General features: G+C 60.6%; 16 protein-coding genes and 1 tRNA gene. 12 read left to right on the top strand and 5 right to left on the bottom strand.

The features are described from left to right. Positions 1-140: 140 nt before the first annotated feature. Positions 141-929 carry a PDZ domain-containing protein gene (locus R3C98_RS16700; RefSeq protein WP_371315209.1) on the bottom strand — a complete coding sequence of 263 codons (789 nt, stop codon included), beginning with the start codon at positions 927-929 and terminating at the stop codon, positions 141-143. Between the two features lie 213 nt (positions 930-1,142). Between R3C98_RS16700 and R3C98_RS16695 the strand changes: the two genes are divergently transcribed. Beyond that, a complete protein-coding gene (locus tag R3C98_RS16695; protein WP_371315208.1) occupies positions 1,143-1,388 on the top strand; it encodes a YrhK family protein in 246 nt (81 codons plus the stop codon). 87 nt (positions 1,389-1,475) lie between these two features. Here R3C98_RS16695 and R3C98_RS16690 read toward each other — a convergent pair whose 3' ends face one another. Continuing rightward, entirely contained in the window at positions 1,476-1,898 is a 423-nt protein-coding gene (locus tag R3C98_RS16690) for a hydrogenase (RefSeq protein ID WP_371315207.1), read from the bottom strand. A gap of 45 nt (positions 1,899-1,943) precedes the next feature. Next, positions 1,944-3,947: a DNA topoisomerase IV subunit B gene (gene parE, locus R3C98_RS16685; protein WP_371315206.1), complete on the bottom strand. Its 2,004-nt coding sequence runs from the start codon at positions 3,945-3,947 to the stop codon at positions 1,944-1,946. Between the two features lie 54 nt (positions 3,948-4,001). Here parE and R3C98_RS16680 point away from each other — a divergent pair, with 54 nt between their 5' ends. From R3C98_RS16680 to R3C98_RS16670, 3 genes are all read left to right on the top strand, one after another. Further along, complete coding sequence (locus R3C98_RS16680; RefSeq protein WP_371315205.1) at positions 4,002-5,303, top strand: NADH:flavin oxidoreductase/NADH oxidase family protein; 1,302 nt, start codon at positions 4,002-4,004, stop codon at positions 5,301-5,303. 166 nt (positions 5,304-5,469) lie between these two features. Beyond that, positions 5,470-7,884 (top strand): endopeptidase La, encoded by a 2,415-nt coding sequence (gene lon / locus R3C98_RS16675; protein ID WP_371315204.1) that lies wholly within the window; start codon positions 5,470-5,472, stop codon positions 7,882-7,884. Between the two features lie 89 nt (positions 7,885-7,973). Continuing rightward, a tRNA-Val gene (locus R3C98_RS16670) sits at positions 7,974-8,049 on the top strand. A 111-nt stretch (positions 8,050-8,160) separates the two neighbouring features. On the opposite strand, the gene R3C98_RS16665 is transcribed toward R3C98_RS16670, so the two are convergent. Together R3C98_RS16665 and R3C98_RS16660 are read right to left on the bottom strand one after the other, a co-directional pair. Further along, entirely contained in the window at positions 8,161-9,423 is a 1,263-nt protein-coding gene (locus R3C98_RS16665) for an FAD-dependent oxidoreductase (RefSeq protein ID WP_371315203.1), read from the bottom strand. A 115-nt stretch (positions 9,424-9,538) separates the two neighbouring features. Beyond that, positions 9,539-11,266 carry a sensor histidine kinase gene (locus R3C98_RS16660; protein ID WP_371315202.1) on the bottom strand — a complete coding sequence of 576 codons (1,728 nt, stop codon included), beginning with the start codon at positions 11,264-11,266 and terminating at the stop codon, positions 9,539-9,541. A gap of 299 nt (positions 11,267-11,565) precedes the next feature. On the opposite strand from R3C98_RS16660, the gene R3C98_RS16655 reads away from it, so the two are divergent. The 8 genes from R3C98_RS16655 to R3C98_RS16620 form a co-directional block, all read left to right on the top strand. Next, positions 11,566-13,344: a hypothetical protein gene (locus R3C98_RS16655; RefSeq protein WP_371315201.1), complete on the top strand. Its 1,779-nt coding sequence runs from the start codon at positions 11,566-11,568 to the stop codon at positions 13,342-13,344. Positions 13,345-13,430: 86 nt separating this feature from the next. After that, entirely contained in the window at positions 13,431-14,912 is a 1,482-nt protein-coding gene (locus tag R3C98_RS16650) for a flavin-containing monooxygenase (RefSeq protein WP_371315200.1), read from the top strand. A 267-nt stretch (positions 14,913-15,179) separates the two neighbouring features. Next, complete coding sequence (locus R3C98_RS16645) at positions 15,180-16,220, top strand: rod shape-determining protein (protein ID WP_034763228.1); 1,041 nt, start codon at positions 15,180-15,182, stop codon at positions 16,218-16,220. A 38-nt stretch (positions 16,221-16,258) separates the two neighbouring features. After that, positions 16,259-17,131, top strand: coding sequence for a rod shape-determining protein MreC (gene mreC / locus R3C98_RS16640; RefSeq protein ID WP_371315199.1), 873 nt, complete (start codon positions 16,259-16,261; stop codon positions 17,129-17,131). Between the two features lie 135 nt (positions 17,132-17,266). Beyond that, positions 17,267-18,139: a rod shape-determining protein MreC gene (mreC, locus tag R3C98_RS16635; protein ID WP_371315198.1), complete on the top strand. Its 873-nt coding sequence runs from the start codon at positions 17,267-17,269 to the stop codon at positions 18,137-18,139. After that, the gene (locus R3C98_RS16630; RefSeq protein WP_371315197.1) at positions 18,139-18,690 is read left to right on the top strand and encodes a hypothetical protein; all 552 of its coding nucleotides are present in this window, start codon (positions 18,139-18,141) and stop codon (positions 18,688-18,690) included. Before mreC (R3C98_RS16635) ends, R3C98_RS16630 begins: the two co-directional genes overlap by 1 nt. Continuing rightward, positions 18,687-20,621 carry a penicillin-binding protein 2 gene (gene mrdA, locus R3C98_RS16625; protein WP_371315196.1) on the top strand — a complete coding sequence of 645 codons (1,935 nt, stop codon included), beginning with the start codon at positions 18,687-18,689 and terminating at the stop codon, positions 20,619-20,621. Before R3C98_RS16630 ends, mrdA begins: the two co-directional genes overlap by 4 nt. Beyond that, positions 20,618-21,250: FtsW/RodA/SpoVE family cell cycle protein (locus R3C98_RS16620; RefSeq protein WP_371315195.1), on the top strand; the 633-nt coding region annotated here is incomplete at its 3' end. The genes mrdA and R3C98_RS16620, both read left to right, overlap by 4 nt.

Here is a 21,250-nt window from a genome sequence, read left to right as displayed (position 1 = left end):
GCAATCGGTGTGGTGGATCGAATTCACTTCAACTTGAAGGGAGAGACATAGCGGAAGGTAAAAAATAGTTCGAGAAGTCAGCGGTGCTGAAGAGGGGGATTGCCTGCGAGACCTTTCGCGGAATTTGCTTTCAATGCCCCTTAGTTACGACACCCATTTCCGGTTGTGAGCGCGATGGAAATTTTTTCTGCACTATCACCGACTCTGCGGACGATTCCGAATTCTGCATATTCTGAAGCAGATGGTGGTTTGGCATCTGTCACTGGTATTCCGTTTACTGTTAAAATATAGTCATTAGGAAGAATGTCGGCATTGTACGCGGGGCTTCCCTTTCGAACAGCGGCAACTCTAAAGCCTTTGTTCGTGCCGAGACCTGATTTTTCTCTATCATTAAGTTCTTCTGGGTATATTCCAAGACATGGTTCGATCATCGGTGCAAAGAATAAAGCGTTTTGATCGTATCGACGAGTTGAATAAGGGATGTAGGTGGTCGTCGGAACGGTCGTAGTTGTCGTGCCGTTGTAGTACCCTGTTGCCATTCCCCCGGTACCGTAAGCAGTTGCGGTTCCGCTGGTGTTTGAAGTTATGGTTTTCGATGTCGTCATCGGAATGCTGCCAGAAACAGTGTTAGTATATTCCGAATTCAGAACGATGTATTCAGCGCCTACCTTTTTGGCTTGAGCTATTGCTCCAGAAGTATCTTCTGATGGGCCATTGAAAGATGATTCACCGATCAATTGGTAGCCGTTGGTGAACATCGCATAAATGACCTCTTGCGGTGACCCTGGCACATTTACAATCTCCGGCTCATGTGTCGGCGGAGCGATATAATCAACTCCTTGAGAATAATCGGTGTAAAATTGGGAGTAACCGGAAGAGCAGGCTGCTGCGCAGCCCAACAATGCAATTGCAAACCAGCGACGTGACATTCTGAATCCCCCTCATTTCAATTCTCGATAGCAGTCTAGCTGCTGCAAAGGTGGTGTCTAGAAAAAAAGCCCACGATCCCGAGCCAAAAATAGACGTCGCATTTTAACCGATATCGTCCTGTGCGGCCGGCCTTTGATCGCCGGCCCGCCGGTTTACGGCCCAGCCTGAAACCGGCACCCAGAGACCTCACCGCAAACACGGGAGACGCCATCATGACCGAAGGAATGCGTTTTACGACGCCGCGGCACAGGGAGGTCTATGTCGCCTATGGGACGGTCTATGACTGTGTCGATGCGCTGGCGGCGATCCTGTTCATTATCGGCTCGGTCCTGTTTTTCGGGGAGGCGACGCAGACGGCCGGGACGTGGCTGTTCCTGGTCGGCTCTGTCTGTTTCGCGATCCGCCCGGTGGTGCATGTCGTGCGCGACGTGCACATGCGGCGGCTGCCGAAGGCGTGAGGCGCCCCGCCAGCCCACCTATACATGGTCCATACACGGTCTTTACACGGTGTTTTACATGGTCTGGCGGGGCACTTATCCGACAATTCAGGCGCGTTTGCGGAGGAGGCCGGCGAGCATCAGGGCGGTCGCGATCAGCATCGCGATGGAGAGCACCATCAGCAGCGTCGCGACGATATTTTCCTGAAGCGGCGTGCCCGTATGGCCGTTGCCTGAGATCGGCATCAGCATGCTCGCGCCCCAGGCCGCGCCAAGGAAAACGGTCGCCCAGTTGGCGGTCGTGCCGAACAGGAACAGGCCAAACGCCGTCTTCTTGAGGGCCGGTCCAAGGTGCACCCGGTCCCAGATCGCGCCGATGGCGATCAGGAACGTGCCGTTCATCAGGCCCTCCAGATGCGCCGACAGGCCCATCCGCGGATTGAGCAAGAGCGGCCCGACAAAGCCCGTCATAAGCCCCAGCAGGAACACGCCCGCCCCGAAGATGAGCAGCCAGTCTTTCTGTGAGTACATTGTTTTCACTCCCTTAATTTTGAAGGGAGTGTGCGCCGGTTCGGCCTAGATATCTAGGTCCTCAACAAAGGCCGCGTTCTCCTGGATGAAGCGGAAGCGGAGTTCCGCCTTCTTGCCCATCAGCGTGTTGATGAGTTCGGCAGGCTTCATTTCTGTCAGCTCGTCCATGGAATCCGGCAGCGTCACGCGGGCGAGCGTGCGGGTGGCCGGGTTCATCGTGGTCTCTTTCAGCTGGCTGGGGTTCATCTCGCCGAGACCCTTGAAGCGCGTCATGTCGACTTTCTGGTTCGGCTTGAAATGCTCTTTCATCTTCGCCGCGCGGTCTTCATCGTCCATGGCGTAGACGATCGTGCCCTTGTTGGAGAGCTTGTAGAGCGGCGGCATGGCCAGGAAAAGTCGTCCGGATTCAATGAGTCCCGGCGTCATGCGATAGAAGAAGGTGATCAGCAGCGCCGCGATGTGGGCGCCGTCCACGTCAGCGTCGGTCATGATGATGATGCGCTCGTATCGCAGATCATCGATGGCGAATTTCTTGCCGAGCTGGGTGCCGAGGGCGAGCGCGAGATCGTTGATCTCCTGGTTGGCCATCATCTTGTCGAGCGAGGCGCTCTCGACGTTCAGGATCTTGCCGCGGAGTGGCAGGATGGCCTGCGTTTTCCGGTCGCGCGCCTGCTTGGCGCTGCCGCCGGCCGAGTCGCCCTCGACAAGGAACAGTTCGGTGTCGTCCGGGCCTTTTTCCGAACAGTCCGCCAGCTTGCCCGGCAGGCGCAGCTTCTTGGTGGCGGACTTGCGGTTGATTTCTTTCTGCTTTCTGCGGCGCGCGCGCTCGTCGGCGCGATCGACGGCCCAGGTCAGCAGCTTGTCGGCTTCCTTCGGGCTGCCAGCCAGCCAGTGGTCGAACCGGTCACGCACGGCGTTCTCGACGAGGCGGAACGCGGCGGTGGTCGACAGCTTGTCTTTCGTCTGGCCAACAAATTCCGGGCCGCGGATGAAGACGGACAGCAAGAGACCCGAATGACCCATGATGTCGTCAGCGGTGATGTCGCCGGCCTTCTTGTTGCCGGTCAGCTCGCCGAAATTGCGCAGGCCCTTGGTGATGGCCGAGCGGAAGCCCGCCTCGTGCGTGCCGCCTTCCGGCGTCGGGATCGTGTTACAATAGGAGCGGGCAAAGCCGTCGCTCTCGCCGAAACCGGCCTGCGTCCACGCGATGGCCCACTCGACCTTGCCTTCCTCGCCCATGTCCACAAGGCCGGTGAACGGCGCTTCGGTGATCGTCGCCTTGCCGCCGAAGACTTCCGCCAGCTGGTCAGCCAGGCCGTTCGGATAGGAGAGGACGGCCTCTGCCGGGATCTTGGAATCTTCCGGCAGCAGGGACGGGTCGCAGTTCCAGCGCACTTCGACGCCGCGATAGAGATAGGCCTTCGAGCGCGCCATCTGGAACAGGCGCGCCGGGCGCCAGCGCATCTTCTCGCCGAAGATCTGGAAGTCCGGCTTGAACTTTACCGACGTGCCGCGGCGGTTCGGGGCGGCGCCGACCTTCTCCAGCTTGCCTTCCACGAGGCCGCGCGAGAAGCACTGGCGGTAAAGCCGCTTGTCGCGGGCGACCTCGACTTCCACCCGCTCTGACAGCGCGTTTACCACCGAGATACCCACGCCATGGAGGCCGCCGGCGGTGGCGTAGGCCTTGTCCGAGAACTTCCCGCCCGAGTGCAGCGTCGTCATGATGACTTCGAGCGCGGATTTCTTGGGGAATTTCGGGTGCGGGTCGACCGGGATGCCGCGGCCATTGTCGGTGACGGTCAGATAGCCTTCGGCGTCGAGATCGATCTCGATCCGGTTGGCATGACCGGCAACGGCTTCGTCCATTGCATTGTCCAGCACCTCGGCGAAGAGGTGATGATAGGCGCGCTCGTCCGTGCCGCCGATATACATGCCGGGGCGTTTGCGGACGGGCTCGAGGCCTTCGAGGACTTCAATGTCCTTTGCGGAGTAACCGGACGTGTCGGAGCTCATTTGGTCGAACAGCTTTGCTTGCTTTGCGGCGGCCATTTATGGTCTCCCTTAAGGGCGTCACGAGTCAGTGTCGATATTGGGGGAACATCAATGACTGCCACGATTAACACTGCATTAACCTTGGCCAGCGGGCTGACATTTCCCAACCGTCTTGTGAAAGCGGCGATGACAGAGGGATTGGCTGATTCGCGCAACCGGGTCACTGAGGCACATGTCACGCTCTACAGGCGTTGGGCGGAAGGGGGCCTTGGCGGCATCATCACCGGCAATGTCCAGATCGACCACGATCACCTTGAGCAGGTCGGCAATGTCGTCATCGGGCCGAAGATCTCCAACGAGCAACTGGACGGCTTTGCCCGCTGGGCCGAGGCATCGAAAAGCCATGGCGCGGCGCTGGTCATGCAGGTCAATCATGCCGGGCGCCAGACGCCGAAACTGGTAAACCCGCGCCCTGCCGCGCCGAGCCCTGTGGCGCTTGGCCTGCCTGGTGATCAGTTCGGTGTGCCGCGCGCCATGACGGCGGAAGATATCCAGGCCGTTATCGAAGGCTTCGGCCGGGCGGCGAAGGTTGCGAAACAGACCGGGTTTGATGGCATTCAGGTCCATGCTGCCCATGGTTATCTGCTCTCCCAGTTCCTGTCTCCGCTCGCGAACCAGCGGCAGGACGAATGGGGCGGGCCGCTTGAAAACCGGGCAAGACTGCTGGTCGCCTGCGTGAAGGAGGCGAAGATCGCCGGCGGGCCGGGCTTCTCCGTATCGGTGAAACTGAACTCGGCCGATTTCCAGAAAGGCGGTTTCAGTTTCGAGGACTGTCTCGGCGTCATCGATACGCTCGACACGCTGGACGTTGATTTCGTGGAGATTTCCGGCGGGAATTATGAGCAGCCGAAGATGATGGACCAGGAAGGGATGGAGCCGGTCTTCGATCAGCCGGTCTCGGCGTCCACACAGGCGCGGGAGGCTTATTTCCTGAAATATGCCCGCGCCGTGCAGGACCGGGCGAAGATGCCGCTGATGGTGACCGGAGGCTTCCGGACAGTGACGGCAATGAACGAAGCGCTGGCCTCAGGCGAGGCAGACCTGATCGGCATCGGACGCCCGCTTTGCGTGGACACAACCGCGCCTGCCCGGCTGCTGGACGGGACGCAGGACGCGTTCGACCAGTGGGAGAAGAAGCTGCGCATCGGGCCGGGCCTGCTGGGGCCGCATTCGCCGATCAAACTCGTCAAGGCGCTTAACGGTTTTGGCGCCATGGGCTGGTATTATGAACAGCTGAAACGGCTCGGAGCAGGGGAGGCGCCGGATGAGAAACTTGGCGTCCTGTCGGCCTTTCTGGCCAACCAGAAGTCCGAAAAAGCTGCCGCAAAGGCATGGCGGGCTGAATCGCCCTGATTGCAGGCAGGGGCGGGGTAAATCACAATTTTGTTGCGCAGGGGCCGGGTTGAAGCGGCCGTTGCCACTCTCCACATCTGGTACATCGCCCGACTCCCGCCATCATTGACGGGCAGGGTCACATGGTCGCCGCCAGGCGGGGCCATAAAACGAAGGAGGCAGTTACATGCCAAAGACCAAGAACCTTCCGGTGTTGCCGCTTCGGGACATCGTTGTGTTCCCCGACATGGTCGCCCCGCTCTTCGTGGGCCGCGACAAGTCGGTGCGCGCCCTCGAAATGATCGAGGAAGCGGACAATGAAATCATGCTGGTGGCCCAGCTCGACGCCGCGATCGACGATCCCGGCTCCGATGACGTGCACGAAACCGGCACGATCGCCACCATCCTCCAGCTGCTGAAGCTGCCCGACGGCACCGTGAAAGTGCTCGTTGAAGGCAAGACGCGTGCGCGCGTTGCCGAGCTGATCGACCGCGGCGACTATTTCGAAGCCGAAGTCGAAATTCTGGACGAGCCCGAAACGGACAATTCCGACGTGCAGGCCCTGATGCGGGCCGTGCAGGAGCAGTTCGAGAACTACGTGAAGCTGAACCGCAAGATCCCGCCGGAATCGGTCGGCACGATTGCGGCGATGACCGATGCCGGCCGTCTGGCCGACTCGGTGGCGTCGAACCTCTCGGTCAAACTCTCCGACAAGCAGGAACTGCTCGAACTTACGGACGTGAAGGAACGCCTCGAAAAGGTCTTCGCGCTCATGGAGAGCGAGATGGGCATGCTGCAGATGGAGCGGAAGATCAAAAACCGCGTCAAGCGGCAGATGGAGAAGACCCAGCGCGAGTACTATCTCAATGAACAGATGAAGGCGATCCAGCGCGAGCTGGGTGAGCAGGGTGAAGGCGGCGAGCGCGACGAGCTGGCCGAACTGGAAACCCGCATCAAGGAAACGCCGCTGTCCGAAGAGGCCCGCAACAAGGCCGACGCCGAGATGAAGAAGCTGCGGCAGATGTCGCCGATGTCGGCGGAATCCACCGTTGTGCGGAACTATCTCGACTGGCTGCTGGCCCTACCATGGGGCACGCGCAAGGACATCGAAACGGACCTCGTCAAAGCCGAGCATCAGCTGGACGACGACCACTACGGTCTCGAAAAGGTGAAAGAGCGGATCCTCGAATATCTCGCCGTGCAGAAACGCACCGGCAAGATGAAGGGACCGATCCTCTGCCTTGTCGGTCCTCCGGGTGTCGGTAAGACATCGCTTGGCCGGTCCATCGCCGAAGCCACGGGCCGCGATTTTGTGCGCGTGTCGCTGGGCGGCGTGCGTGACGAGAGCGAGATCCGCGGCCACCGCCGGACCTATATCGGCTCGATGCCGGGACGCATTATCCAGTCGCTGAAGAAGGTGAAGTCGGGCAACCCGCTCTTCCTTCTGGACGAAATCGACAAGATGGGCATGGACCATCGCGGCGATCCGGCCTCGGCCCTGCTGGAAGTGCTCGATCCGGAGCAGAACTCGACGTTCAACGACCATTACATGGAAGTCGACTATGACCTCTCCGATGTGATGTTCGTGACGACGGCGAACTCGCTCAACATGCCCCAGCCCTTGCTGGACCGTATGGAGATCATCCGCATCGCTGGGTATACGGAAGATGAGAAACTGGAAATCACCAAGCGCCACCTGATCCCTCAGGTGCGTGAGGATCACGGTCTTGGCGAGGACGAGTTCGTCGTTACCGACCAGGCCATCCGCGACCTCATCCGATACTATTCCCGCGAAGCCGGTGTCCGTAGCCTGAAGCGCGAGATTGCGCGCCTTGCCCGCAAGGCAGTGCGCAAGCTGGCAGAGCAGGGCGATGGCGCAACGCTGACCGTGACGCCGGAAAATCTCGGCGAGTTCGCGGGCGTGCGGAAGTTCCGTTACGGCCTTGCTGACGAGACCGATCAGGTGGGCGCCGTTACCGGCCTTGCCTGGACCGAGACGGGCGGCGATCTCCTCACCATCGAGGCGGTCAAGATGCCCGGCCGCGGGAACATGAAGGTCACCGGTAACCTGCGTGATGTGATGAAGGAATCGATCCAGGCGGCAAACTCGCTCGTCCGGTCCCGGTCGGTGATGCTGGGCATCAAGCCGACGGTCTTCAACACGACGGATATCCACGTCCACGTGCCGGATGGCGCCACACCGAAAGACGGCCCGTCCGCCGGTATCGCCATGACCACGGCTATCGTCTCGCTGCTGACCGGCAACCCGGTCGACCGCGAAGTGGCGATGACCGGTGAGGTCTCTCTGCGCGGCAAGGTCCTGCCGATCGGTGGCCTCAAGGAGAAGCTGCTCGCAGCCCTCCGCGGCGGCATCAAGACAGTCCTCATTCCGGAGGAGAACGAGAAGGATCTCGACGAGATTCCGGAGAATGTGAAGACGGGCCTGAAGATCGTGCCGGTCTCCGACATCAACGAGGTGCTGGAGATTGCACTGACCCGGCCGCTGACGCCGATCGAATGGTCGGAAGCCGATGAGGCCGCGCTGCATGCATCGCTGTCCGGGCAGGGCAGCGGAACGGGTGATCAGCCCCGTGCGCACTAGCGCCTGAAACGAAAAATACGAGGCGGCCGCTTCTTGTGGAGCGGCCGTCTTGCTTTTTGTCCCGAGGCCCGGCATGAACGCGCCGGATAGGGCGGTTAGCTCAGTTGGTAGAGCATCTCGTTTACACCGAGAGGGTCAGCGGTTCGAGCCCGTTACCGCCCACCATTCACATACGGTGAGCCTGCGGCGCATAAATCGATCAAGGATCGATTTGAGGATGTGAATGCGCGAAGCGAAAGCGAGCGCCTCTCCCGCACACCCACTTGCCCCCAAGGCCTAGCCCAAAGCCTTCAGCATTTGCGGCACGAGGGCTTCGTTGTGGATGCAGATATTGGCGACGGATTCATGGGAGAAGGTGGAGCCGGTGTACCAGGTCTGCCGCTCTCCCTGCATCTGGCGCATCCGCGCGATCAGGCCCTTTCGGATTGCGTCCGGGTCGTATTCAGCAAAGTATTCCCAGAGTTCCTGCTGGATGACGGTATTGATGGTTCCGCCACGTTTCATCACTTCCTCACGCAGGATCTCGATCAATTCCGGCCCGGTATAGTCGCCGGGTAGCTGGTTCGCGATGTAGAGATGGCCACCGAGGCCGGCATCATAGCCTTCGCGCCGGGCGGACATCAGCAGGCCGGGCTCCACACCTGGCAGGCAGGTTTCGCTGTAATATTCGATTTGCTCCTGGAACCAGTCTTCGGACGAGATCAGCGTCGTCGCATAGCCACCCCAATGAATCGCATCGCCGACGACGCGCTCCGATTCGGTCGGTTCCAGCAGGGCAGAGAACCGGTCGACCGGCATGGCGCAGATAACGGCGTCAAACTTTTCTTCGGTTCCATCATCCAGCACGATCATGTGCCGGTCTCCGGACCTGTCGATGTGGCGGACATGCGTTTCGAGCCGCACGTCCATATCCTTCGAAAGACGTTCCCAGAACTCACCCCAGCCTTCCACCGGCATATAGATCTTGTTGAGCGTACCGGACAGGATGAGATCCATGTCCACCCAGCGCATGGCATGGACGATCGGCACTGTCTTCAGGTCGCCGTACCCCATGCCGGTGACCGTACGCATCATCATCTTCTCGATCTTGCCAAGCTTCCGCGCGCGCAGCCAATCGACTGTCGGTGTCGCGGCTTCTTCAAGAAGTTTCTGGGCTGGCGAATCGGATTCCAGCGCTTTCAGGAGCTTCCGGCGGGCCATCACATACGAGATGCCCTGAACAGCGAGCGGAGCGCCCGGTCCGGAATTGAAGAAATCACGCGCCGGAATGCCGTCGATTTTGTGGGGTACGATCTGCTGGATGGTGATGCCGTACTCGCGCATCCACTCCATGACGCGCCGGTGGGACATGATCGTGTAGCAGGTGCCGAACTCAATCAGGTCCTCGCCCTGGCGCACGCTCAGAGACTTGCCGCCCACCCGGTGGGATTTCTCGAATAGGGTGACGGAGTGCTCGCTCTGCTCCATCAGGAGTCGAGCGATCGTCAGGCCAGCTGGACCTGCGCCGAGAATGGCGATCCGCTTTCCGCCCGGTTTCATCTGAACTACTCACAACAGCATCAGCCAACAGGACTAGCCCATTGGGCTGCCGATGCAAGACGAATGCTGCCGCCGGGCAGGTATGGCAGGGAATTCACTTCAGCGAAGCGGAAAATCAGCCGTTTACGGTCCGGCGAACCGGCGCTGATTCGGTCTCGGGGTGTGTTCCGGCGCGGCGGCCGGCAGCATTCCCCACGATGGACGATGTGGGCAACGTGATCGTGATGGCATTCCCGATCTTGTTCAGCGGCCGTACGGCGATTTCGGCGCCCTGGCTGTTCAGGTATTTCTTGATCAGCGCCAGCTCGAGACCGCGCGTCACATACTGGTCCGTACCTGGGCGGGTTTCGTCGCCATAGGGCTCGAAGAAGTCGGCGACTTCGGCTGGGCTCAGCGGCCGGCCACGGTCGACGATGGTCACATGAATGCGGCCTTCTTCGTCCGGTGTGCAGGTCAGCACGATCGGGTCGATCGAAACCATGGAGGCGCGTTTCAGCAGTTTCACGACAGTCGAGGTGAAGCGCGGTCCGTCGATCATGACCACATCGAGGTCTTGCGGGATCGAAACCTTGATCCGGTCGAAGGCCGACTTCTCCCAGGTTGCGGCGGACCAGAGCTGTTCCGGCGAAAGCAGTTCGCGCAGGTCTTCCGGTGCTTCGTTCGAGAACGTACCGCCAGCTTCACCTTCGGCGTATTCTTCGATGTCGCGCACGAGATCGAGCAGGTCGCGGGCAACCTTGTCGATGCTGTCGCAGTGGCCGCGGATTTCCTCGCGCGAGAACTCAATGCGCGAACCGGACGACATCGCCGAGGCAAGCGTCATGATGTATTTCAGCGGGCCTGCAAGGTCGGTCGAAGCGCGAGAGATGAAGCGCGAACGGGCCGCCAGCGCATCGTTGATCGTTTCTTGCGCTGCCAGCAGCGAACGCTGGGTTTCTTTCTGCAGGTTGATGTTCGTATGCGTGACGATGAAGTTCCGGTTCGCGGACTGCGTGACCGACCGGATGAACCAGTCGCTGCCCTTGACCGAGATTTCCTTCGTGCCGAGATCGGCCGCCGTCGGAGTGAAGTCCGGGAAATAGTTCTGGTGGTAGGTGTTCGCCACCAGATGCTCACCCGTTTCGGTGAAAATCGCAAATCCATGTCGCGACGTTTCAAGCGATTGCTTCAGCAGGTCGTGCGCGCGTTCGGTTTCAGTCCGGGATTCAACCAGTTCGAGCGTTGACTGGAAGAAGTTCCGGGAGCTGACGAGCAAGGCAATCGACAGGGCAAGACCGAACAGGGTCGCCGTCATGGCGGTTGCCGAATGGTGTTGTAGCAAGGCCAGGAGCTGTACAACCGTCGCGGCGGTCATGTAACGGGCCGCGACGCCAACCATTGGGGCGGTAAAGCCAACCACGCCACAGCACATGCCCATGGCCACGCCGATCATGGTCAACTGCTGCGCTTCGGTCTGGGCCACTGGCGTCAGCATCAGGCCGGTCCACCACAGACCGAGCACGAATGAGCCAATTTCGGCCCGCTTCACGAACCGGCCGGATGGCATGCGTCCGGTGCTGAGGTCCAGCGGACGAAGGCCGCTCCAGAACACGAAGCCGGAATAGAAGGCGATTGGCACCCACCAGACGAATGCGATCAGACAGAAACCGTTGGCGGAGTCCGCCGAAAACATGGCCAACAGGATCGTCGCATTGATCAGCGTCACGACACTGATCGGGATCTTGTATTTCTGGAACCGGCTCAGCATGTGCAGGTTTATCGGTCCGCGCACACTCTCGTCGATCTTCGGAGAACCGAAGAGGATCAAGTCAAGGAACGTAAAACGGGTCGCCGCACTGGTCATGCGGCCACATAATCACAACTCAGATAAGTTATAGTTCACGCCGAAATGAGAATTGCAGTGGCCGGTTAACTGCTTGTTTATTCGCCGATCCGCCGCATTTGCTGCGGTTCAGGGAAATGTCGCCAGGTGAGGCCATTAAGGGTGACCTTCGGGGTATGCAGCAACAGTCTTAACTGGCCTGTCCCGTATTCCACAGGACAACGCCCGGAAAAGTTTCAATCTGCCACAAGGTCGGGGGCTTTAGGCTTTCCTATACCCGTGCAGCCTATGGTTACCGCTTCAAACTGAGGCGGGTCAGGATGGATAGGGCAATCACACGCTCCAAATTTGGTGTTGCGCGACTTTGGGCGTTGGGGCTCGCTGGCGTGATCTTCCTGAGCGTTGTCGCGATGAGTTTCATGCGGGGGCAGTTGGGTCAGCCTGGGCCGGACGGGGACGATGCGGTGCGTCTTGTGCAGATTCGCGACCTTCTTGGAGGACAGGGCTGGTTCGATTTGCATCAGTACAGACTAGGACCAAACGGGGGCACCCTGATGCACTGGTCCCGCATACCCGATATTCCGATCATCATGCTGACAGGAGTGTTCGACGTTTTCCTGCCGCAGGACACAGCGCTCGCCTGGGCCATTACCGCCTGGCCACCAATCAGTATACTGATAGTTTTGGCGGGGCTGGCACTGGCCGTTCGGAATATCGGTGACGATAAGCTGCTGATTTTTACCTTCATTGTCGCCCTTTTTGTCCTCTTCGGACATTTCCGCTTCCAGGCGGGTGCGATCGACCATCACAATCTTCAGATCGGCTTTCTCGCTGTCGCGGTCGGGGCATCGCTCGACGGGCAGGTGAGCCGGAGGAACATGGCGCTGAGTGGCGTGATGCTGGCTCTGTCCGTAGCGGTCGGGGCTGAACTCTATCCATTCGTCGCCGTTCTTTGCGCCTTCCACGCGGTCGACTGGGCCTGGCGTGGCGCCAAGATTCGCGGGGGTACGATGACTTTCGGGGCTGTGCTTGCCGGCGCCATCGCTGTCTGTTTCTTCGGGATGGTCCCCCAGGCTGCCTGGGGACGGGTCTATTGTGATGCCTTGTCCTTGATATCCTTGCTCGCGCTCGCAACGGGTGGGGTGGGCCTTGCCTTATGTGCAGCGCTCCTGTCCGGATATAACCGGGTCATCCGCTTTGCCGGGCTTGGCGCAATCGGCATCGCTTGTGGTCTGGCGTTCCTGATCCAGGGGCCGCAATGTCTTGGAAATCCTCTTGATGTTCTGACTGTGGACATGCGCGAGATCTGGCTCGGCAGCATTACAGAGGCCCGTCCGATGTTCGCGCAGCGAGGAGGGCGCTGGCCGTTTGTTGCCTATGCCATGGGGCCAAGCCTGGTCGCTCTCGGCTTGTCTGTGTTTGGACTTTTCCGCCGGCGCGACATCCGCAGGGATATGATGTTCACCTTGCTCCTGTCGCTGGGACTCATCCTCATGCTGTACCAGGTCCGGTTCTACGTGTTCGGCAGCCTGCTGGCGATCATTCCCTGTGCGGTCTGGGCGCGGGATGCCTTCGATGCGGGCCGCAGGGAAGGTGGACAGCGCGCTGGCTATCTTCTTCCGCTCGCACTTTCCAGTCCGGCACTTTGGGCATTGCCGGTGATGCTCGTCCTGCCGTCGCCTGCATTGAACATCGGCGGGGAACGATCCTGCCTGTCGGGTGCAACGCGCGCCGCGGTGGACTCTGCACCTCCGGGGATGATCCTGTCGGACTCGAATATCGGATCCGTGCTGTTGGAAACGACGCCGCATTCAGTGATGTATGCGAACTATCACCGCGACATCGCAGGTATCGCCGCCAGCCTTGAGGCCTTCGGCTTGCCGCCCGACCAGGTGCCTGCGCTGCTGGCCGAGAACCAGGTCGACTATGTCCTCTTCTGTCCGAATGCTGGAGAGAATGAAACTTTCCAGAAGATACGGCCGGATGGATTCCTCGCACGACTGACGGCAGGCGAGGTGCCGGATTGGCTGCAGCCTGTCGAGCCGCTGCCTGAGGATGGATCCTCTGGCCGGTTTTATCGCGTGATCCCCCAGAACTGATGGTCTCTTCCCCCTGCGAGACGTGTTGACCGTCCATCGCCTCGTGCCACTATCGATGAAAAGTCGACCAAGTGGAGGAAAAGGGAATGCACACGGGAAAGGATGGGAAGTCTCTGCGTGTCGCTGTGCTCGGTGCAGGCATGAGCGGGCTCGCTGCTGTCGCTAAGCTGAAAGAGGCCGGATACTCAAATATCGACCTTTTTGAAAAATCAGATGGCGTTGGCGGCACCTGGCGCGACAATACCTATCCGGGCTGCGGCTGTGATGTGCCGAGCCATCTCTACTCTTACTCCTTCGACCTCAACCCGGACTGGGATTACAAATGGTCTCTGCAGCCGCAGATCCTTCAGTATTTCGAGGACTTCGCAGACAAGTTCGGCGTGCGGCCGCACTGCCACTTCAATTCAGAGATCACAGATTGCAGCTATGATGAGGCCAGCAGGATCTGGACGCTGACAAAAGCGGATGGAACGACCCATACGGCAGATGTGCTGATCTCCGGCCTTGGCCAGCTGAACATTCCCTCCATTCCGGATTTTAAGGGCAAGGACAGTTTCGAAGGCCCGTCCTTCCATTCAGCCCGCTGGGATCATTCGGTAGACCTGACAGACAAGACGGTCTGCGTGATCGGCAACGGGCCGAGCGCGGTTCAGTTCGTGCCGGAGATCCAGAAACAGGTCGGTAAGCTGATCAGCTTTCAGAGGTCTCCCGCCTGGTGCCGTCCGCGCGGCCAGCGCAAGTACACAGAGGCTGACAAACGCGCTTTCGATCGGCAGCGGTGGCGGATCGATTGGTATCGCTGGCGCATCCGCGCGTTCGCCGACTTTGGCTTCTCCGCTTTTCACCAGGGTGAGAACGGCATGGCGAAGTCCATGAAGAAGATGTGCCTCAAGCATCTCGAAGACCAGGTGAAGGATCCGGAAATGCGGGCCTTGCTGACGCCGGACTTCGAACCGGGCTGCAAGCGCATCCTCATCTCCGATGACTTCTATCCGGCACTGATCCAGCCGAATGTCGAAGTGATCCGTCAGGGGGTGAAGGAAATCACGCCCCGGGGCGTCATTGGCGATGACGGTGTGGAGCACGCCTGCGATGTCATCATCTATGCAACCGGCTTCCAGTCGACAGAATTCCTTACTCCGATGCAAGTGCACGGCCGGGCAGGGGCGTCCCTGAACGAGGTCTGGAAGGATGGTGCCGAGGCTTACAAGGGCGTCGCTGTTTCCGGTTTCCCGAACTTCTTCCTGCTCTACGGCCCGAACACCAATCTCGGGCACAATTCCATCATCCTGATGGTGGAGCGCCAGCTGGAATATGTGCTCCAGGCCATTGACCGGATCGCCGCTGAGAATGTGGCGGCGCTGGACGTGAAGCCGGAAGCCATGAAGGCTTACAATGCGAAGCTGCAGGCGGATCTCGGCAAGACGGTCTGGGCAGGCGATTGCGCCAGCTGGTACAAGACCGAGGGCGGGAAGGTGACCAACAATTGGTCCGGTAAGACGACCGAATATGCGGCAATCATGCGCGAATTCGATCCCGATAGCTGGCAAGTCATCCCGGCCGAATGAGGCGGAAGATTAAGGTGCGCTAACGCCTTGTTTACCATTGGTGTACGCGCCGTTCGATTTCGTTCCGATGCCTTCTGCAGGGGCGTCGCGAATCTTCAATAAAAGCAACGGGAATCAAGTATCAGAACGGAGCGTTCCGTTTATCTGCGCGCCGTCCCTTGCATTAAAGCCACGTTAACGGCAATGGGGTTATGGGGCTGTGTAGAGAATTACACATGCGCGCCGGGATTTGTCGCCTGGCCGCTCAGGAAAAGAGCGCGGTAAGACATGATTGGTAGCCTCCTCGGCATGCTGTCTACGGACATGGCCATCGACCTCGGCACGGCAAATACGCTGGTCTATGTGAAGGGGCAGGGGGTCAAGCTCGATGAGCCCTCCGTCGTTGCCTACATGACGCAAGGTGGCCGCAAGATCGTCTACGCGGTCGGCGAGCAAGCCAAGAACATGCTCGGCAAGACGCCGGTGAACATGGAAGCCATCCGCCCGATGCGCGATGGCGTGATCGCCGATTTCGAAGTCGCCGAGGAAATGATCAAGCACTTCATCCGGAAGGTTCATAACCGCCGGGCGTTCGTGTCTCCGCTCATCATCATTTGCGTGCCCAGCTCCGCGACCAGCGTTGAGCGCCGCGCCATCCACCAGTCGGCGCTGGCCGCCGGTGCCCGTGAAGTGCACCTGATCGAAGAGCCGATGGCTGCGGCCATCGGTGCCGGCCTGCCGATCGACGATCCGGCCGGCTCCATGGTGGTCGATATCGGTGGTGGTACGTCCGAGGTTGCTGTGCTGTCGCTGGGCGGTATCGTCTATTCGCGTTCCGTGCGTGTGGGCGGCGACAAGATGGACCAGGCCATCGTCAACTATCTTCGCCGCGAGCAGAAGATCCTGATCGGCGAAATGTCGGCCGAGCGGATCAAGAAGGAAATCGGCACGGCCCAGCCGCCGGAAAACGGCACGGGCATGTCACTGACTGTGCGCGGCCGGGGCACGTTGGACGGCGTTCCGAAGGAAACAGAAATCAACGAGGCGATGATCGCCGATGCGTTGTCCGAGCCGGTCAACGACATCATCGACGCCGTGAAGATCGCACTCGAAGCCATGCCGCCGGAACTGGCAGCGGATATTGTCGATCGTGGTATTGTGCTGACAGGTGGCGGCGCGCTGCTCCGCAATCTCGACGCCGTGATCCGCGAGCAGGCCCAGCTGCCGGTGATGATCGCGGACGATCCGCTTCGCTGCGTGGTCAATGGCTGTGGCCATGTGCTGGAGAATTTCTCCAAGATGCGAAACGTCCTCTCTCCGGAGGTCTAGGGACGGTATAATCAGGGAAACACCAGAGGACCCGCCATATGGCACGTTCGGGCCGGTCAGCTCAGAAAGGCGTCCGGCGCTCTCCCAAGCGCCTCGTTCTTGGTGTGCTCATTTTTGGGTTCGCAGCGCTCATCATCGCGCAGTCAGCCCCGCAAATCAGTCATTTTTTCAACCCTGTCCGCGCCTCGGTCGGTGACCGTTTGGGCGGTGGGGAACAGATCGGCATCTGGGCCCGGCTAACGGGCCGTGCCGCCCAGGAACAGCGTATCCGCGAACTCGAAGCAGAGGTGCGGGATCTCTCCCGCTACAAGGCGGCCGCCATCTCCATGGCTGACCGGCTGGAAGCGTACGAGGAAATCCTGAACCTGATGGGCGAGCCCCCGGCGCGGGGTGTCACGGCGCGCGTCACCTCCGAAAGCGAAGGGCCGTTCGCGCAGACGCTGCTGGCAAATGCCGGCCGGTCGCAGGGCGTGGAACCGGGTTCTATCGCAATGAACGAAGGCGGGCTGGTCGGCCGGGTGATCCAGCTGGGCGAGCGGTCGTCCCGCATCCTGCTGGTGACGGACTTCAATAGCCGCGTCCCGGTGATCGGCGAAGTTTCCGGCGTGCACGCGATCATGCAGGGCGGGTCGACGAGTTCCGGTATGCTGACAGATCTGCCGGAGCGAAGTGATTTCATCGAGGGCGAGCGCATCCTGACATCGGCCGAGGGCGGTGCCTACCCGCGTGGCCTGGTTGTTGGCGAGGTGCATCAATCCGGCAATGACTGGCGCGTGAAATATGCGATGAGCGAAGGTTCGTCCGGTTATGTGCAGCTGATCCCGCCGCCGACCGTGGAGCGGCCGGTTTCAACTGGTGACCTGGCGGGGCCCGATGGAGCTGCCAGCCCCACGCAGGGGGCGCGCCGCTGATGTCGGGCTCCTTCCTGACCCGGCGGAGTCAATGGCTGTGGCCATGTGCTGGAAGGGAATTTCTCCAAGATGCGAAACGTCCTCTCTCCGGAGGTCTAAGGGCGGTATAATCAGGAAACACCAGAGGACCGCCACATGGCTCGTTCAGGCCGGTCAGCTCAGAAAGGCGTCCGGCGCTCTCCCAAGCGCCTCGTCCTTGGTGTGCTCATTTTTGGCTTTGCGGCCCTGATCGTTGCGCAATCTGCTCCGCAAATCCGCCAGTTTTTCAATCCCGTCCGTGCCTCAGTCGGCGACCGCTTGGGCGGCGGCGAACAGATCGGCCTGTGGGCGCGCCTGACAGGGCGTGCGGCGCAGGAACAGCGCATTCGCGAGCTGGAAGCGCAGGTGCGGGACCTTTCCCGTTACAAGGCTGCCGCCATTTCCATGGCTGAGCGCCTGGAAGCCTATGAAGGCATCCTCAACCTGATGGGCGAACCGCCTGTGCGGGGTGTGACGGCGCGCGTCACCTCCGAAAGCGAAGGGCCGTTTGCGCAGACGCTGCTGGCAAATGCCGGCCGGTCGCAGGGCGTGGAACCGGGTTCTATCGCAATGAACGAAGGCGGGCTGGTCGGCCGGGTGATCCAGTTGGGAGAGCGGTCGTCCCGCATTCTGCTGGTGACGGACTTCAACAGCCGCGTCCCGGTAATCGGTGAGGTCTCCGGTGTGCACGCGATCATGCAGGGCGGGTCGACGAGTTCAGGTACGCTGACAGATCTGCCGGAGCGAAGTGACTTCATCGAGGGCGAGCGCATCCTGACATCGGCTGAGGGCGGTGCCTATCCGCGCGGCCTGGTCGTTGGCGAGGTGCACCAATCGGGCAATGACTGGCGCGTGAAATATGCGATGAGCGAAGGTTCGTCTGGTTATGTCCAGCTGATCCCTCCACCAACTGTGGAGCGGCCGATCTCAGCTGGTGAACTGGTAGCCCCCGATGGTGCTGCCAGCCCCACGCAGGGGGCGCGCCGCTGATGTCGGGCTCCTTCCTGACCCGGCGGAGGCAGAGCCTTTGGGCCAAGTCGGGCCCCACACCCCGGCTGATTTTCGGATCCTTCCTGATCGCCACTGTCGGCCTGTTCGGCCTGACCCGGAACGATATTTTCGGACTGTCATTCGCGTGGCCGCATGCTGCGTTGTGGGGTGCGGTCGGCTGGGGCAGGGTAGGGCTTTCGATCCGTCCCATGATCATCCTGATCGTCTTCGGCGGCATTCAGGACGTCATTTTCCACGCGCCGATGGGCAGTTTCGAGGTCGTCAATCTGATGACCTATGCGGCCAGCACCGCCATCGCGGCGCAGTTCGATATCACCAATGAGCCGCTGATTGCGATTGTAGCGACCGTGCTCCTGTTTACCGGCGCATTCCTGCTGCTCTGGATCATGGCCTCGACTCTCGAAGACCATCCGGTGCGGATCCTGCCGCTGTTCGCGGCGATGCTGACCACCGGGCTGCTGTATGCGCTGATCCACAAAGTGTTCGACCTGGGCCGCAGGCCAGGAGAAGCTGCGGGGCAGGCAGCATGAGCAAGACCTTCCATCCCGACCAGGAGTTTTCCCGCCGCATGCTCATGGCAGGTGTTGGTGGCGGTGTCGTCTGGGCCGGTCTTGTGGCGCGCTTGTTCCAGCTGCAGATCCTGGAAGGCAAGAAGTATGACAAACTGGCGAACGAGAACCATATCAAGCTGGAACTCGCGCCGCCACAGCGGGGACGAATCCTCGACCGTTTCGGCAAACCGCTCGCATCGCACCGGCGCGCCGGACGTGTCACGGTCATTCCGGAACAGCTCAAGGACCCTGCGGCCACGATCGCCAGCATCGGCCAGCTGATTGATCTAGGGGAAGGACGGGTTGAGCGCGTCATGGAAGACATCCGCCGCGCACGCCTGCGCCGGGCGGCATTCCTTCCGGTCATTGTTGCAAACGAGCTGTCCTATGAAGACTTCGCTCGCATGAATGTGCATGCGGTGGAACTTCCGGGCGTTCAGGTCGAGATGGCGCTGACACGGTCCTATCCACGCGGGCGGGACTTCGCCCACGTGCTTGGTTACGTCGCCCGGGCCAGCCAGGACGATCTGGAGCGGCTGACGGACGGCAAGACGTCTGACGAAGCCACAACGATCGAACGCATGTTCCGCCATCCGGATATGCGGACAGGCCGGCAAGGCATGGAACGGTTCGCCGAGGAATGGCTGCGCGGCAAACCCGGGTTCAAGAAACTCGTCACCAATGCAGCGGGCCGCGTGATCGATCAGATCCCGGATGAACGCCTTGCGCCGGAAGCAGGCAAGGACCTGTTCATCACGATCGACATGGACCTGCAGCGGGTGGCGATCGAGCGCTTCGAGGGCGAAAGCGGTGCAGCGGTCGTGGTCGAGATCGAAAGCGGCGACATTCTCGCCATGGTCTCAACGCCGGCATTCGATCCCAATGATTTCGTGAACGGTATTTCGAGCAAGGACTACGCCGAACTGCGGGACGATTCCCGGGCGCCGCTCTATCCACGGGCTCATGGCGGTGTGTATCCGCCGGGCTCCACCTTCAAGATGGTTGTTGCCACGGCAGCGCTGGAGACCGGCGCGATCAAGCCGACCGACAAGGTGCATTGCAACGGTTACTACCATTTCGGAAACCGGACCTGGCACTGCTGGAAGAAGGGCGGTCACGGCACCGTCGACCTGCACGGCGGTATCAAGGGTTCCTGCGACGTCTACTTTTATGAGGTGGCCCGCCGCGCAGGCGCGCAGGCGATTGCTGACACCGCCCGCAAGTTCGGTTTCGGCGAAGCCTGGACGCTGGGCATGACCGGCGCGCGCAGCGGGCTTGTCCCGGATCCGGAATGGAAACAGCGGGTCCGCAAAGAGCCATGGTATGAAGGCGAAACGCTGAACTTCGGCATCGGGCAGGGTCAGCTGGGCGTGACGCCGCTTCAGCTTGCCCTGATGACCGCGCGCATCGCGACGGAGGGGCATGCCCTCAAACCGAACCTGATCGGCCTTGGCCCCAAAGATCCGGACGAACACGTGCTCGACGCACATCTCGATGCCGAAATCATGAAGCTGATGAAATCCGGCATGTATGGCGTGACGTCTGAATGGGGCGGCACCGCGTACAGCTCAGGCGATCTGGGCCTCGGCGGCCCGCGTCTGGCAGGCAAGACCGGCACAGCGCAGGTGCGCCGGATCACCGCCGCTGAACGGGCGTCGGGCATTCGCAAGGGCGAGGATATCCAGCGCGAGCTGCGTGACCATGCGCTGTTCGTTGCCTACGCGCCCGCCGACAATCCGAAATATGCCATCTCTGTTATTGTGGAGCATGGCGAGGGTGGCTCGCGAACCGCCGGGCCGGTGGCGCGTGATATTCTGGCTCATGCCATTCGGACGAACAGCGGCCGCAAACCGGCATGGACGAAAAGCGCATCCATCAAGCCTTCCAATGACGAGGGCACGCCGACATGAGCCGTGACGGCAGCTTCAGCGGTTACAGCCGGGGGGAAGCGCGCACGCGTACCGCCCGCTCGCTCAATTTCGACGACACCTCGTCCGGCCTTCTCGGCAAACTTGCACGGCTGCCCTGGGGCTTCATCCTGTTGATCGTTGCTATGGCGCTGATCGGCATCGCAATGCTGTATTCATCAACATATACAAACCCGGCAGAGCAGCACTTGTGGAAGCTGCAGCTGATCCGTTTCGTCATTTGTTTTGGCATCATGATCGTGCTGGCGATGCTGCCGCTATCCTGGTGGATGAACCTGTCCTGGTTTGCCTATGCGGGCACGATATTGCTGCTGCTGGCGGTGGAATTTTTCGGCTTTTCCGGCGGTGGTGCCCAGCGCTGGATCAGGATCGGGCCGATCGGCGTCCAGCCATCCGAGTTTGCCAAGCTTGCGGTGATACTCGCGCTCGCGCGGTATTATCATGGCATGCTTGGCGTGAACGGCTCCCGCTTCTTGATCCATATCGGCGCGGCGGTGATCATCCTGATCCCGGCCGCGCTGGTCTTCCTGCAACCGGACCTTGGGACCGCGCTGGCGATTGTCGCGTCGGGCGGCGTGGTCGTGTTTCTGGCGGGACTGTCCGGACGGATC

It is taken from the genome of Hyphomonas sp. (assembly GCF_041398465.1).
GTDB lineage: Bacteria > Pseudomonadota > Alphaproteobacteria > Caulobacterales > Hyphomonadaceae > Hyphomonas.
The sequence above is the reverse complement of the archived record's forward strand: the minus strand, read 5'-3'. Positions and strand labels throughout refer to the sequence as shown.

What these genes read in the sequence shown, in the direction of transcription:
- R3C98_RS16650 (WP_371315200.1), top strand. Translation starts at nt 13,431, where the DNA reads ATGCACACGGGAAAGGATGGGAAGTCTCTGCGTGTCGCTGTGCTCGGT.
- mrdA (WP_371315196.1), top strand. Translation starts at nt 18,687, where the DNA reads ATGAGCAAGACCTTCCATCCCGACCAGGAGTTTTCCCGCCGCATGCTC.
- mreC (WP_371315198.1), top strand. Translation starts at nt 17,267, where the DNA reads ATGGCTCGTTCAGGCCGGTCAGCTCAGAAAGGCGTCCGGCGCTCTCCC.
- R3C98_RS16700 (WP_371315209.1), bottom strand. Translation starts at nt 929, where the DNA reads ATGTCACGTCGCTGGTTTGCAATTGCATTGTTGGGCTGCGCAGCAGCC.
- R3C98_RS16630 (WP_371315197.1), top strand. Translation starts at nt 18,139, where the DNA reads ATGTCGGGCTCCTTCCTGACCCGGCGGAGGCAGAGCCTTTGGGCCAAG.
- R3C98_RS16655 (WP_371315201.1), top strand. Translation starts at nt 11,566, where the DNA reads ATGGATAGGGCAATCACACGCTCCAAATTTGGTGTTGCGCGACTTTGG.
- R3C98_RS16695 (WP_371315208.1), top strand. Translation starts at nt 1,143, where the DNA reads ATGACCGAAGGAATGCGTTTTACGACGCCGCGGCACAGGGAGGTCTAT.
- R3C98_RS16645 (WP_034763228.1), top strand. Translation starts at nt 15,180, where the DNA reads ATGATTGGTAGCCTCCTCGGCATGCTGTCTACGGACATGGCCATCGAC.
- R3C98_RS16660 (WP_371315202.1), bottom strand. Translation starts at nt 11,266, where the DNA reads ATGACCAGTGCGGCGACCCGTTTTACGTTCCTTGACTTGATCCTCTTC.
- R3C98_RS16680 (WP_371315205.1), top strand. Translation starts at nt 4,002, where the DNA reads ATGACTGCCACGATTAACACTGCATTAACCTTGGCCAGCGGGCTGACA.
- R3C98_RS16690 (WP_371315207.1), bottom strand. Translation starts at nt 1,898, where the DNA reads ATGTACTCACAGAAAGACTGGCTGCTCATCTTCGGGGCGGGCGTGTTC.
- parE (WP_371315206.1), bottom strand. Translation starts at nt 3,947, where the DNA reads ATGGCCGCCGCAAAGCAAGCAAAGCTGTTCGACCAAATGAGCTCCGAC.
- lon (WP_371315204.1), top strand. Translation starts at nt 5,470, where the DNA reads ATGCCAAAGACCAAGAACCTTCCGGTGTTGCCGCTTCGGGACATCGTT.
- mreC (WP_371315199.1), top strand. Translation starts at nt 16,259, where the DNA reads ATGGCACGTTCGGGCCGGTCAGCTCAGAAAGGCGTCCGGCGCTCTCCC.
- R3C98_RS16665 (WP_371315203.1), bottom strand. Translation starts at nt 9,423, where the DNA reads ATGAAACCGGGCGGAAAGCGGATCGCCATTCTCGGCGCAGGTCCAGCT.